This is a genomic window from Fibrella musci (assembly GCF_041321105.1).
In the GTDB taxonomy this organism is placed as follows: Bacteria; Bacteroidota; Bacteroidia; order Cytophagales; family Spirosomataceae; genus Fibrella; species Fibrella musci.
Genome location: NZ_JBGGWD010000003.1, coordinates 160,252 through 173,448 on the forward strand (window position 1 = coordinate 160,252; position 13,197 = coordinate 173,448).

Below are 13,197 nucleotides of genomic sequence, written 5' to 3' on the forward strand. Positions count from 1 at the left end.
GCGCAACTGAAAACGGTAAACTGAAAACTGAAAACTGATTTCTGTGAAACACTTTCTCTGTGCCGGTCTTTTACTGACAGCAGCGCTCACTGCCACCACAGGGGCCTGGGCACAAGTCCGCGTAGGCTATGGTGCACCGGCTGCTGCTGAACCCGCACCGACCAGTACCCTGACCGATTACGCCAACCCCAAAGAATACACTATTGCGGGCCTTACCCTCAGCGGAACGCGCTTTCTCGACCCAAACTCGTTGCTCTCGCTAACAGGTTTGCGGAAAGGCGACAAAATTCGGCTACCGGGTGAAGCACAGGGTTCAGCCATTCGGAAGCTGATGGACTCAGGGCTCCTCTACGACGCCGAAATGGTGGCTACCAAAGTCGAAGGCAATAGCCTCTGGCTCCGCTTTAAAGTCAACGAACGGCCGCGCCTGTTCCAGATTACCTACGCTGGTATCCGCAAAGGCGAATCGGAGTCGCTCAAAGACAAGGTGAAGCTGACGCGTGGTAAAATCATCACCAACACCGACATCAAGAATGCGCAGCTGGCGGTGAAGAAGTACTACATCGAGAAGGGTTACCTCAACGCGAAAGTGAAGGTGACGACCATTCCCGATAGCACCCGCAATAACGCCACCATGCGGATTCAGATTGCGAAGGGTGAGAAGGTAAAAATCAGTGATATCGAGTTTGCCGGACGCGAAGAAGTGGCAGAAAGTGCCCTGCGCAGCAAGATGAAGGGCACCAAGCAGATGCGCTTCGGCCGGGTGTTCTCGCCGTCGAAGTTTGTACCAAAGAAATTTGAGGAAGACAAAGGCAAGGTCGTCGATTACTACAACAAGCTGGGTTACCGCGATGCGGTAATTGAGAAAGACTCGATCGCCAACAGCGGCGGACGTACCGTGGGCATTAAGCTAACCCTCTCGGAAGGCAAAAAATACTACTACCGGAATGTTAATTTCGAAGGCAACTACCTGCATACCAGCGACCGGCTGCGTGAAGTACTTGGCGTTCGAAAAGGCGATGTCTACAATCCGGAAGACCTGGATAAGAAACTGAACGGCAACCCCGGCCAGGATCTGAGCTCGCTCTACATGGACGATGGTTACCTCTACTACCGCGCCGAACCCGTAGAGCGCGCCGTGGTGGGTGATTCAATCGACTTGGACATTCGGATTTACGAAGGCAAGCAGGCGACCATCAACCGCATCATCCTGAACGGCAACACCAAGACCTCGGATCACGTGGTGATGCGCCAGATCAGGACGTTGCCGGGTCAGAAGTTCTCGAAGACGGCCATCATACGTACCCAGCGCGAGCTTTCGACACTCGGTTATTTTGACCCGGAGAAGATTGGGATCAACCCGATTCCGCAGGCCGATGGGACCGTCGACATTGAATACAACGTCGAAGAAAAACCGAATGACCAGATCGAGTTGTCGGGTGGTTGGGGTGGCTATATCGGCTTTGTAGGTACGTTGGGCCTTACGTTCAACAACTTCTCGGCCCGCAACATCACCAATCTGAGCGCCTGGCGCCCGCTTCCGGCCGGTGATGGTCAGCGGCTGTCGATCCGTTTCCAGGCCAATGGCAAGCAGTTCCAGACCTACTCGCTGTCGTTTGTAGAGCCCTGGCTGGGTGGTCGCAAGCCCAACGCGTTGTCGGTGAGCCTGAGCCATACCGTATACCGGTCATACAACTATTACGATCTATACAGCCGGGGGTCGGGTAGTGCCGTCCCCATCGGTTCGTATACCAACACGGCCATTACGCTGGGGTTGGGTCGTCAGTTGAAAGTGCCCGATGATTATTTCTCGCTGAGTAACTCGATCACTTATCAGCAGTATGACCTCAACAACCTGAACATCTTCGGGAATGGCTATAGCAACGGGGTCTCGAACAACTTTACGTTCAATACGACGCTCTCACGCAACAGCATCGACAACCCGCAGTTTCCACGTCTGGGCTCGTCGTTCACGCTGAGTGGCTCGTTTACGCCGCCTTATTCGGTGTTCCGGTCGAAAGATTACCAGCCCGATGCAGCGAACCCCTACCGCTGGGTTGAGTACCACAAATGGATGTTCGATGCCAGCTGGTTCCAAACCGCAGTGGGCAAGTTTGTACTGAACGCCCGCGCTCACATGGGCTTCCTGGGCAGCTACAACTCGCGCACGGCTATCGGTCCGTTTGAGCGGTTCGTATTGGGTGGTTCTGGTTTGGCCGGGCAAGGACAGTTTGCGCTGGCGCAGGACATCATCGGTCTGCGCGGTTACCCCGACCGCCGGGTGCTGACGCTTGACAACAACCGCGTGGCCTCTCCTAACGAAGCCAACCAGGGCGGGGTGGTTTACAGTAAGTACGTGGCCGAGCTACGCTACCCGGTCTCGCTGAACCCATCGGCAACGATCTTCGTGCTGGGCTTCCTGGAAGCGGGTAACAACTGGGCGACCTACAAGCAGTATAACCCCTTCGACCTACGCCGCTCGGCGGGTGCGGGTGCCCGTATCTTCATGCCAGCCTTCGGTCTGATCGGTATCGACTATGGTTGGGGCTTCGACGAAATCCCGGGTGTTCAGAAAGCAGGCACCGGTCAGTTCCACTTCACCATCGGGCAGCAGTTCCGGTAGGAAAATGTACAATGTATAATGAACGATGTACAATGGGCTGACGCGCCAACAATTGTTCCTGCGCTAGCCCATTGTACATCGTTCATTATACATTGTACATTTTTTCTCATCATTAAACGTTCTCTACCTAAACACATCTAACCAACAGACAGCCGCCCGCACAACTATGAAAAGGGGTTTGTTCTTAGTAACTTTGTGGCTTATTGGTGGAGCAGTTCCAGCCGTTGCTCAAAAGTTTGGGTACGTTGATATGGAGTTCATATTCAGCAAATTACCCGAATACAAGAAGGCGCAGGAAGGAATCGACCAATTTGCAGACCGGTGGTCGAAAGACATTCTGGATAAGCAGGCCGAGATTGAAAAAATGCAACGCGCCTACCAGGCCGAAGAGATTTTGCTGACCGACGACATGAAACGGGAGCGGCAGCGGGTCATTAACGACAAGGAGCGCGAAGCAAGGGAATACAACAACAAAGTGTTTGGCTATGAGGGCCTTCTGTTCCAGAAAAAGAAGGAACTCATGAAAGTGCCAATGGAGTTAGTACAGCGAGTCCTCGATAAAGTAGCCACGCAGCGTAAGCTTGATTTCCTGTTCGATAAATCCAGCGAAGGTATGATGATGCTTTACACCAACCCTAAGCACGATTATACCGATTACGTGATGGAGGAGCTGGGCCTCGACCCTGACAGCCAGAAGGCGAAAGCGGCTCCCGCAAAACCGACCGCCGCTCAACAGCAAAAGCAGTAAAACCTAACTAAACAATCCAATACACAGTCGAATGAAAAAGAATCTGGTCATGGCGCTTGGCGCAGCCCTGTTAATGGGGGGCCTGAGCGCACGGGCACAAGCCCAGGCGTCAACGCCGGTAACGGCTGCTCCGTCAGCCCCAACGACCTCTGCCCCCCGGGCAACGGCCGCGACTCCGCTTAAAATCGGATATACCAGCATGGACTACCTGCTTCAGCAGGCTCCTGAAGCAAAAGAAATCCAAAACCAACTGACGATCCAGCGCACCCAACTCGAAAACGAGCAAAAGCGCCTTCAGAAAGAGTTTGAAGATAAATATAAAGCCTACGAAGCCGGTGCTCAGCAGATGTCGGAGGTGATCCGGGCTGACCGCGAAAAAGAGCTGCAAGGCCTGCAAACGCGGTTCCAGGAGTTCCAGCGCAATGCCGAGGGCACTTTGCAGAAGAAATACCAGGACTTGGTTAGCCCGGTATTGCAGAAAATCCAGAAGAACGTAGATGCCGTGGCCAAAGAAAATGGCTATTCGCACGTCTTCAACCTCGACGCTGGTGCCGGTACGGCCGTTATCCTGCTGTACGCACCCGAAGATGGCAACATCTCGGATCTGGTACTGAAGAAAATGGGCGTTACACCGAAGCCAGCCGGTGCTACCACTGGCGCTGCGACGACCCCGGCTCCGAAGAAGTAACTTTTGAACGTTTGAGGTTTAAAGTTTAAGGTTTGACGTTAGCCTGTCGAGAGCACGTCAAACCTTAAACTTTAAACCTCAAACGTTTTCATACCACTGCCGATTCCAGCAGGCGGATGGTACCTTTTGTGGCGTCGATTTCGGCGTTGATGCCGAGCGGAATGGTGAATTTATCGACGATGTGACCGATCATCGCGCCCGAAAACGCAGGTACGTTCAGCGGTTCCAGGTACGTTGCCAGCACGTCTTCCAGCGTAAGTGAGCCGTAACTACCCTCGGTTTCGCACTTGGTACATTTACCGAAAACTACCCCCGCGACCTGCTCCAGGACGCCCGCCAGCTTAAGGTGGGTTAGCATTCGATCGACGCTGTAGGGTTCTTCGTGAACATCTTCCAGAAATAGAATAGCCCCTTTCCAGTCAGGTACGTAGGGCGTGCCGATGAGGTGGCTCAACACCGTCAGGTTACCGCCCAGCAGTCGACCACGGGCTATGCCAGAGTGCAGGGTCGTAATCCGGTCCCGGGTTTGCGTGAGCGTATCGCCTTTGTCGGTCGGGTTCTGAAATAGCACCGGCTCACCATCCATCAACACCCGTTTCAGCCAATCGACGGTGAAGCGGTTCCAGGTAGCCGCTCCCTCAGGGCCGTGCATGGTCGCCAGTCCGGCTTTGGCGTTGATCGCCAACAGCAGGGCCGTGATGTCGCTGTAGCCGATCAGAATTTTGGGGGTGCGGCGCATCTGTTCGTAGTTGAGCAGCGGCAGCAGGCGGGCACAGCCCCAACCGCCGTGCATGGCCATCACCGCCTGAATCGACGGATCAGCGAAAAAAGCGTTCAGATCGGCCGCCCGGTCGGCATCCCGGCCCGCCAGATAGCCATACCGGTCATAGAAATGAGGGGCCAGCCGGGTTTTCAGACCCAGAGCCTGTAACGACTCAACGGTAATCTGCACCTGTTCACGGCTATATGCTGGGGCTGCCGGACACACTAAGCCGACGGTGTCGCCGGGTTTCAGCCGAGGCGGTTTTTGCAGGGGTAGTGGCTGGGGCTGGGCATCGTTGGGCAACTGGCTGCACAGGGGAGCCAGCAAGGCCGATTTAAGCAGCGTTCGGCGGGATAACATAGTTTGATTTAGATAACAAATAGCCGCTAAAAGAAGGGTATTTTCTGTTTATACCCGCATAATAGGCATAGAAAGATACCTTTTAAACGAGTCAAGTAGAAAGCATTTTTGCGGCCCTTTCGCAACATATATCCACCCGGTAAAAGCCGGTCTGTTTTTCATTGAATGAAGCCTTACGCGCTGTATACTGCCGAAGAATTGGCTGCGGACGACCTGTTTGTTCGTTGGGTGCAACACCCCGACGACGAAGAGGTGGCGGCCTTCTGGCAACAGTTGCTCGATCAGCAGCCGCGTTTGTCGGCGCGCTTCGATCAGGCCCGTTCGTTGATCCTGCACGCGAGTAGCTCGCTGTCCTTGCCCGCCCTGCTGCCCGATGAGGCCGATACGCTCTGGCGGCGCATTCGGGGATCGCTACAGGACATGGAAGAGGTGCGAAGCCTGCGGCCCGAGGTACGTCGGTTCATTGGCTGGTGGTATTTTGTTCGGGCTATCGCCGCAACGGCCTGCATTGTGTCGCTGCTGGGGCTGGCGGTGTATAAACAATATACGCAGGAAGCTTCGCGGCTCATCACCACCACCACACAGGCCCGGCTCATCCTTCTGCCCGACGGTTCGCACGTACGTTTGTTTCCACACAGCAGCCTGCGCTTTACGCCACGCGGTTTTGCGCGAGAGAGCACAGCCGAAGGCAGCGTACATACCGAACTGACCCGCGCGGTCTGGCTCGACGGCACGGCCGAGTTTGAGGTAGTCAACTCACCGGCGGGGGGCGTCACCAACGCTTTTCGGGTACATACCGAACATTTGACGGCCGAAGCCACGGGCACGACGTTTAAAATTATCCACACCGACGCCCAGACAAATGTAGCCTTGCGGGAGGGTCATTTGAACCTTCTGTTGGGTCATCAGCAGGTGCGGCAGCTCAACCCCGGCGAGATGGTATCGGTGGCTGGTGGCGAAATACGTTAGTTAAGTAGCAAAAACCTTTCTCTACTAAGCCGGTTGTTTTTGTTGAGATACCAAACAAACCTCAACCGATGGAAAATCAGACCGGCGCTCATGTAGACAAGACAGTTCTCGTTACGGGAGCTACCAGCGGTATTGGCCGCGAACTCGCCACCCTTTTCGCCAAAGATGGTTATAACCTCGTACTGGTTGCCCGCAGCGACGACAATCTGTCGCAGGTAGCCGATAGCTTTGAGCAACAATATGGTATAAAGGTGACGCAGATCGCCAAGAACTTGGCCGACGAACAGGCTCCTCAGCAGATTTATGATGAGATCAACGGCAAGGGCATCCAAATCGATGTGCTGGTCAACAACGCCGGGATGGGCGAATACGGCAAGTTTGCTACGGAAACCGACCTTCAGAAGGAAATGGACATCATCCGAATAAACGTATCTGCGTTGGTAGGGCTGACCAAACTGTTTCTGCACGATATGGTGCAACGCAATGAAGGCAAGATTCTGATGCTGGGGTCGGTAGCCTCGGTGGTGCCTAACCCGTTGATGGCGGTTTACGGAGCCACGAAGTCATTCATCTATTCGTTTTCGGAAGCGCTGCGCAACGAAATTAAGGATACAAACATCACGCTGACCGTGCTGATGCCCGGCGCTACGGATACCGACTTTTTTAATAAAGCCGGCGCGATGAACACCAAGGCGCAGGATAAAGCCCGCGAGACGTCGCCCGCCGACGTGGCCAAAACGGGCTATGAGGCCTTGATGAGCGGCAAAGACAAGGTAGTGCACGGAGTTGCTAACAAAGCTACCGTAGCGATGGCGCACCTGCTGCCCGACTCAGCCGTGACCAACGCATCGCGGCAAGACATGAAGGATATCAACGAAGCCGAGGAAGAGTCGCACACCGCTCAGAACGTGGCTTTGAGCCTGGGGATTGCTGCGCTGGCTATTGCGGGTTTATTCGTGCTGAAGGTCTGGAATGATCGCAGCCCGATCGAAAACGCCTACGATGAAACCCGTCTTCGGTACAAGGCCAATCGGTTGAAAGACCGGGCGCAAACCGGCCTGGAAGACCTGAAAGAAACCGTACTGAACGCGGTAAATTAAGACCGTAATGGTCCATCAAAGTCCAATGTTCAACGATCCTCGCTATCTTGGACATTGGACTTTGACTATTACGCCGCTTTGACACCTGCCTCTTCCTCGCCTACCACTACAATAGCCGACAACCGGCCTAAGATTGGCCTTTCGTCGGCTATTATTTTTGTCATTAGTTCAGTAGTTGGCACCGGCGTGTTCAAAAAAGTGGTGCCGATGGCTGCCGAGTTGGGTTCGCCCACGCTGGTGTTACTGGCCTGGCTACTGGCCGGGCTGGTGAGTCTCGCCGGTACGTTAAGCAACGCCGAAGTGGCCAGTATGCTCGCCAGCGAAGGCGGCGAGTATGTCTACTTCCGCATCATTTATAATCGCTTCTTTGCCTTTCTTTTTGGCTGGACCAACTTCGCCGTTATCCGCACGGCCTCCATTGCCTCTATCGCCTACGTCTTTGCGCAGTCGGTCAATTCACTGATTCCGTTACCCGCCACGCCCACCAATTGGGCCAATTTCTCGCTGCTGGGGCTGCACCCGCTCGAAAACAGCAGCGTCAAATTGCTGGCGATTGCGCTGGTCTGGGGGCAAACCGCCTTCAACATTCGGGGCTTACGTACCGGGGAGGCCATCAGCCGCGCCCTAACCGCCATCATGGTTGTTGTGATGGTCGGTTTTGTCATCATGGGGCTTGTTTCCGGAGCTGGCAGCGTAGCTAACCTGCAACCTGTCGACACCGGCTTGTCGGGCAGTTCGTTGCTGAGCGCGATGGCACTGGCCTGTCTCAGTGCATTCTGGCCCTACGAGGGCTGGAACACGGTGGGGTACATCGGCGGTGAAATCAAGAATCCTTCGCGCAACCTGCCGTGGGCGCTTACCATCGGTACGCTGTCCATCATGGTGTTGTATCTGCTGATGAATCTGGTCTATCTGTATGTGGTACCGGTAGGCGATCTGGCAGCGCTTAAGGGACAGCCTAACAGCATCGCCGCAGTAACCGTCGCGGGTACTATGGCCGGCTCGATCGGCTCGCTTATTCTGTCGTGTCTGCTACTGGTAACGACCTTCAACTGTTGTAGCATCACCATCCTGATGGCGTCGCGGCTGTTCTATGCGATGTCGAAAGATGGGCAGTTCTTCAGCCGGATCGATTACCTCCACCCTACTTTTCAGACGCCGTCGCGCTCGTTGTTGCTACAGGCCGCCTGGACGACGCTCATGGTCTTGTCGGGTTCGTTTGACACGCTGACCGACATGCTCATTTTTGCGGCCTTCATTTTCTATGGAGCTACCACCGTAGGCGTGTTCATCCTGCGCAAACGCATGCCCGATGCCGAGCGGCCTTACCGGGTGATCGGCTACCCCGTGGTGCCCGGCTTGTTCATCGCCTTCTGTGCGTATCTGGTCATCAACACGCTCATCAACCGCCCGTACGAAGCGGGCGTGGGGCTGCTGCTAATGGCTACGGGTGTTCCTTTTTACTTTTACTGGAAACGCCCGAAAACAGCCTGATTTCACCCTAACGAAGCTTTTCGTTGTCCAGGTGGCGGGTAGCGTCCCGGTTGTTTTTCTTGTCGATATTCTTGGCGAGTGCTTCCGTCAAGTCGATGCCGGTCTGGTTAGCGAGGCAGATCAGCACCCAGAGTACGTCGGCCATTTCGTCGCCGAGGTCGCGGTTTTTATCCGATTCTTTCTCTGACTGTTCACCGTACCGACGGGCCATAATGCGCGCCAGTTCCCCCACCTCCTCGGTGAGGATCGCCATGTTGGTCAGTTCATTGAAATACCGCACGCCAACGGTTTTAATCCATTGATCGACAGTATCCTGCGCTTCGCGAAGGGTCATAAAAAAAGTTTGACGTTTAGTGTTTGGGGTTTAACGTTGGCTGGGCAGCGTACAACGTTAAACCCCAAACACTAAACGTCAAACCAAATGGGGCAAAGGAACCTACTGCTTCAGCAGGCGGATCGTTTTTGATTGATTGCCGGTCTGAATCTGATACAGGTAGATGCCCGTCGACAGGTTTGTGCCTTCGACACCGACGCGGTGCTTACCGGCAGGCTGCACCCCTTCCGACTGATTCTGACGGATGATGCTGCCTCGTTCGTCGGTCAGGGTATGTTTCACCGTGCTTGCTTCGGGCAGGGTATACTCAATAACGGTCTGTTCCTGAAAGGGGTTAGGCGTGGCTGATACGAGCAGTTCAGGCCGGACTTCCGACGATTTAGCCGTTACGTTGGCAATGGTCGCCTGGAATACCGAACCGGCGCGGGCCTCGAAACCCGGCGTCAGTGTAATAGCCTTACCTGCCGTGTAGCTTGCCGTGGCAGAACGCTCTACGACATTGCGGGCCGAGATAGCCTCAAACGCCTGTACATCGACAGCCTGACCGGCTGATACCGTCCGTTCAACTGTTGTCCGTTGGGTAATATCCTGGGCCTGAGTGGCGGCGGCAATCAGACAGAAAGAACAAAGAAGTAGCGATTGTTTCATAGCAGTTATGCCGGGGTGACGATCCTCTGTGACAAGTTTACTGATTTCACGCAAGATTGTTGCCAATATTCTCGAAAATGACGCGTTTTGTGCGAAACGTTTTTTTACGGGCGGGGTTATGGTCAAAGTCACCCGCGCTTTCCGCCTTTGACCATGAAAATCGAGCATATCCGCGAACAACTTCATCTGCTCATCGACGAGGTCGATGATATTTATGTGCTGAACGGCCTCTACCGCAATCTTCTTGCCGATAAGCGCCAACGCCTCGACTATGAGCGCGAACAGGCCCGAAAAACCGAAAAAGAGAAGAAAAAGTAGCCTTCAGGTACGTTCCTCTCTTTATCGGATTCACCCAAAAAAGGAAAGGCAGCGGATGACCGCTGCCTTCTTTCTTAGCTGGTTATGCCATGAAGGTATCTAGCTGGCTTCACCCTCGATTTCGGCCACTAGTTTATCATACCAGACCTGCCCGTAAGCTCTGACAAGGGCCTCACGGACAAATTTGTACACAGGTACGTTCAGCTCTTTGCCAAACCCACAGGCCGGTTTGCAGATAGGCCAACGGTCGTAGTTGAGTGCGTGGTAGCCGTCATATTTGGTGACCCGAATCGGATACAGGTGGCACGAAATGGGTTTTTTCCAGTTGATTTTGCCATCGTTGTAAGCCGCTTCGATCCCGCATTTCAGGATACCCCGATCGTCGTAGATGGCATAAACGCACTCGCGCCCACCAACGGTGGTGGTTACGTAGTCGCCATCTTCGTCGGCTTCATACAGGCCCTGAGCTTCAATAGCCTGCACACCGGCGGGCGAGAGGTAAGGTTTTACTTCGGGGTAGACTTCGCGCAGTTTCGCCAGTTCGTCGCGTTCGAGGGGAGCCCCCATGTCGCCTTCGACACAGCAGGCGCCTTTACACTTATCCAGGTTGCAGACAAAAAACTGGTCAGCAACGTCGTCGCTGATGACAGTATGGTCGATGAGAATCATACCCGAAGTTACTCGCTAACTTTTAGTTTCTGGCCTAAGCGGGCATTCATATCGGGAAGTTTATTCCACTCGACCAGTTGCTCCACCGTAACGCTGTACTGCCGACTGATGCTATACAGGGTTTCGCCCTTCGCCACAACGTGATAGGTGGGACCTGCGGGCGGCGTAACGGGCGCTTCCGGCTCCTCGGTCGTGGTAGTCGTTGAGCGGGGCGGTGTTACGGTTACGGGTTGGCCGACAGGGTAGCCGGGTTGAACATTCCGCACGCTTAGTTTCTGACCCACTGACAGTTTGTTGTCTAACGACAACGAATTGGCGTCGAGCAGTTCGTCGACCGTCACACCGTAGTATTTCGAGATGCTGTAATACGTCTGTCCGGCTTCGACGGTATGCGTCATGGTGCGGCCGCCGCTGCTTGGCGCTGCCTCGGTACGCGGTTTGGTCATCGGCGGCAGCGGCGGTACGCTCCCCTCCCGGTTGCGAGTCGACGTAGCGTCGCGCTCACCAATGGCCGTTGTGGGTGAAACCTGCGGCGAAGGCTGTGGCGCAGCCTGACGCGGGCGGGTCTGTGCTGTCCGGCTCAACTCTGGGTCGGGCGTTTCGGGGTAGCTGGTGGGCTTCGGGCGGCTGGTCGGTTCGTCAGGTACGTTGCCAGCTTGACTGGTAGTCGGAACGCTCCGATCCGGGTCGGCCGGGCGGCGTTTTGGTGGTGTGGTAGCTACCGATTCTGTTGTACCCGAGTTGGTTGGCCGGTTCACGTCGGTGCGGGCCGGGGTCGTCCGTTCCCGCAGGGGTTCACCCTCGGACCGCACGATGATCGTCCGTTGTGGCGAACCGGCATCCGAGCGGGGCAGCGTCACTTCAGCGGGCTGGCTGCTGGGTACGTCGGCCGCCATGGGTGGCGCGGTCAGTATTGGCGTGGGGGTAGCTGTGCGCGGTGCACTGGTAGTTGGTTTCGTGGTTGTGGCTACCTCCGTAGCGGGCTGGTCGACGGGCGTGGCCGACGGGGTAGCGTTGCCAACAAGTTTGGGCTGATAACGCCGCCGTTCCGAGGCATTACGCGGAATCTGACCATTGCTGGCCACCGGCTGCGTTTGGGTGGTCGACGGCGTCGCGGGCGTGGGGTCGTACACTGGCGGCGTAGGGCCGTTGATGATCTCGACGGGCGTTTTGGACGGGCGTTTCTCCCGTAACCACAGCACTCGACCCACCTGCAATTTCTGCACCCGGTCCATGCGGTTGTATTTCAACAGCTTTTTCAGCCGGATACCGTAGCGTTGCGAAATGCTGCGCATCGACTCATCGGCGCGGGCCGTATGGAACGGCACCAGCGCTTTCTTGTATTTTTTAGCCAGGTAATACACCTCGCCCGCCGTTACCAGATCACGGTCGGTAAGTTCGTTATAGCGCAGGAAGCTCGACAGGCTGATTTTGGCTTTGCTGGCCAGCGAACCCGGGTTGTCGCCCGCCTGCGCCTGAATCCCCGGCAACCCGTTGATTTCATACAGAATCGGGTCGTCGGCCGAGCGCGCGTTGGTGGTTACTTTCCGCAACACCGGGAAGCCCACATCATCAGACGCAACGTTTTTAAGGGGCTGATTGGATGTTTTGGCAATGCGCTGACGCAGGTCGTTGATCTGACTGTTTGGCGTCGGGATGGTGAGCACATGGTTTCCCGACGTAGGTACGTGGTCGATCAGCAGCCAGCGGTTGTAAGTACGTATGTCGGCGGGGTTGATATTCAGTTCGGCCGCCAGCCCGTCGATGGTTTTGCCACCCGCGTTGGGGTATTCGATGAGCGAGAACGTCGCGGTCGACTGATGCGTCTTGAACGCATATTCGACGGCAATTTTATGGGCAAAAAAGCGCAGAATGTACCGGTCAGTGCGGCCGTCGAGCGTAATGTCTTTGGCGTTGGCCCAGTCGGGCGATACCAGTTGGCTGATACCGCCTGTACCCAGGTAAAACGAGAACAGCGCCGATACCCAGTTGTTGTACATGCCGTTGCTACGGCGCAGGTAACGGGCCGCAGCGCGCGTTGAGGCGGTTATGTTTTTACGTTCGTCGACCTCCTCATTCACCTGTAGGCCATAATCGCCGGCGGTTTCGCGCTTGAACTGCCAGAAACCCACCGCCTGCGACGACGACACGGCATCGGGCGTGAGCGAGCTTTCCTGAAGAGCGAGGTATTTGAAATCGGTGGGAATGCCTTCGCCCAGCAGCACACTCTCGATAATCGGGAAATAGAGTTGCGCCCGGTCGAGCTTGGCGTCCCAATACTGGCGATTGACCATGAGGGCGTTGATATCCTGCTGCACCAGGCGCCGGGCGTTAGGTTCGAACCGAACGGTCAGGTCGGCAAACTGCACCTGATCGGGCGCGTCGGGCGGGGTCATGGGCACCGACTGCCCGAATGTAAACGCCAGCAGACCCGGCCAGAGCAAGCCAACAAAAGCGATTAAGTAGACAAAGCGATTTTTCAT

General features: G+C 55.5%; 12 protein-coding genes. 7 read left to right on the forward strand and 5 right to left on the reverse strand.

Translation table 11 applies throughout. From position 1 onward, the window contains the following. The first annotated feature begins 43 nt into the window (after positions 1 to 43). The 3 genes from bamA (at position 44) to ACAW74_RS10540 (ending at position 4,059) form a co-directional block, all read left to right on the forward strand. Complete coding sequence (gene bamA / locus ACAW74_RS10530) at positions 44 to 2,623, forward strand: outer membrane protein assembly factor BamA (protein ID WP_370698158.1); 2,580 nt, start codon at positions 44 to 46, stop codon at positions 2,621 to 2,623. 166 nt (positions 2,624 to 2,789) lie between these two features. Then, entirely contained in the window at positions 2,790 to 3,371 is a 582-nt protein-coding gene (locus ACAW74_RS10535) for an OmpH/Skp family outer membrane protein (RefSeq protein ID WP_370698159.1), read from the forward strand. Positions 3,372 to 3,402: 31 nt separating this feature from the next. Beyond that, on the forward strand, positions 3,403 to 4,059 hold the full coding sequence (locus ACAW74_RS10540) for an OmpH/Skp family outer membrane protein (RefSeq protein ID WP_370698160.1): 657 nt from the start codon (positions 3,403 to 3,405) through the stop codon (positions 4,057 to 4,059). A gap of 88 nt (positions 4,060 to 4,147) precedes the next feature. Here ACAW74_RS10540 and ACAW74_RS10545 read toward each other — a convergent pair whose 3' ends face one another. Continuing rightward, positions 4,148 to 5,182: a S66 peptidase family protein gene (locus tag ACAW74_RS10545; protein ID WP_370698161.1), complete on the reverse strand. Its 1,035-nt coding sequence runs from the start codon at positions 5,180 to 5,182 to the stop codon at positions 4,148 to 4,150. A 165-nt stretch (positions 5,183 to 5,347) separates the two neighbouring features. On the opposite strand from ACAW74_RS10545, the gene ACAW74_RS10550 reads away from it, so the two are divergent. From ACAW74_RS10550 to ACAW74_RS10560, 3 genes are all read left to right on the forward strand, one after another. Continuing rightward, complete coding sequence (locus ACAW74_RS10550; protein ID WP_370698162.1) at positions 5,348 to 6,151, forward strand: FecR family protein; 804 nt, start codon at positions 5,348 to 5,350, stop codon at positions 6,149 to 6,151. Between the two features lie 68 nt (positions 6,152 to 6,219). Further along, positions 6,220 to 7,251: an SDR family NAD(P)-dependent oxidoreductase gene (locus ACAW74_RS10555; RefSeq protein ID WP_370698163.1), complete on the forward strand. Its 1,032-nt coding sequence runs from the start codon at positions 6,220 to 6,222 to the stop codon at positions 7,249 to 7,251. 78 nt (positions 7,252 to 7,329) lie between these two features. Beyond that, complete coding sequence (locus ACAW74_RS10560; protein ID WP_370698164.1) at positions 7,330 to 8,745, forward strand: APC family permease; 1,416 nt, start codon at positions 7,330 to 7,332, stop codon at positions 8,743 to 8,745. 7 nt (positions 8,746 to 8,752) lie between these two features. On the opposite strand, the gene ACAW74_RS10565 is transcribed toward ACAW74_RS10560, so the two are convergent. After that, on the reverse strand, positions 8,753 to 9,079 hold the full coding sequence (locus tag ACAW74_RS10565; protein ID WP_370698165.1) for a nucleotide pyrophosphohydrolase: 327 nt from the start codon (positions 9,077 to 9,079) through the stop codon (positions 8,753 to 8,755). A 102-nt stretch (positions 9,080 to 9,181) separates the two neighbouring features. Beyond that, positions 9,182 to 9,727, reverse strand: a complete 546-nt coding sequence (locus ACAW74_RS10570; RefSeq protein ID WP_370698166.1) for a T9SS type A sorting domain-containing protein — start codon at positions 9,725 to 9,727, stop codon at positions 9,182 to 9,184. Between the two features lie 153 nt (positions 9,728 to 9,880). On the opposite strand from ACAW74_RS10570, the gene ACAW74_RS10575 reads away from it, so the two are divergent. Then, a complete protein-coding gene (locus tag ACAW74_RS10575) occupies positions 9,881 to 10,045 on the forward strand; it encodes a hypothetical protein (RefSeq protein ID WP_370698167.1) in 165 nt (54 codons plus the stop codon). Between the two features lie 99 nt (positions 10,046 to 10,144). On the opposite strand, the gene ACAW74_RS10580 is transcribed toward ACAW74_RS10575, so the two are convergent. Together ACAW74_RS10580 and ACAW74_RS10585 are read right to left on the reverse strand one after the other, a co-directional pair. Continuing rightward, the gene (locus tag ACAW74_RS10580) at positions 10,145 to 10,714 is read right to left on the reverse strand and encodes a DUF3109 family protein (protein ID WP_370698168.1); all 570 of its coding nucleotides are present in this window, start codon (positions 10,712 to 10,714) and stop codon (positions 10,145 to 10,147) included. Between the two features lie 8 nt (positions 10,715 to 10,722). Continuing rightward, complete coding sequence (locus tag ACAW74_RS10585) at positions 10,723 to 13,197, reverse strand: LysM peptidoglycan-binding domain-containing protein (RefSeq protein ID WP_370698169.1); 2,475 nt, start codon at positions 13,195 to 13,197, stop codon at positions 10,723 to 10,725.

Coding starts and splice junctions, on each gene's coding strand:
- ACAW74_RS10535 (WP_370698159.1), top strand. CDS start 2,790: ATGAAAAGGGGTTTGTTCTTAGTAACTTTGTGGCTTATTGGTGGAGCA.
- ACAW74_RS10585 (WP_370698169.1), bottom strand. CDS start 13,197: ATGAAAAATCGCTTTGTCTACTTAATCGCTTTTGTTGGCTTGCTCTGG.
- ACAW74_RS10545 (WP_370698161.1), bottom strand. CDS start 5,182: ATGTTATCCCGCCGAACGCTGCTTAAATCGGCCTTGCTGGCTCCCCTG.
- ACAW74_RS10565 (WP_370698165.1), bottom strand. CDS start 9,079: ATGACCCTTCGCGAAGCGCAGGATACTGTCGATCAATGGATTAAAACC.
- ACAW74_RS10570 (WP_370698166.1), bottom strand. CDS start 9,727: ATGAAACAATCGCTACTTCTTTGTTCTTTCTGTCTGATTGCCGCCGCC.
- ACAW74_RS10540 (WP_370698160.1), top strand. CDS start 3,403: ATGAAAAAGAATCTGGTCATGGCGCTTGGCGCAGCCCTGTTAATGGGG.
- ACAW74_RS10575 (WP_370698167.1), top strand. CDS start 9,881: ATGAAAATCGAGCATATCCGCGAACAACTTCATCTGCTCATCGACGAG.
- ACAW74_RS10555 (WP_370698163.1), top strand. CDS start 6,220: ATGGAAAATCAGACCGGCGCTCATGTAGACAAGACAGTTCTCGTTACG.
- ACAW74_RS10550 (WP_370698162.1), top strand. CDS start 5,348: ATGAAGCCTTACGCGCTGTATACTGCCGAAGAATTGGCTGCGGACGAC.
- ACAW74_RS10580 (WP_370698168.1), bottom strand. CDS start 10,714: ATGATTCTCATCGACCATACTGTCATCAGCGACGACGTTGCTGACCAG.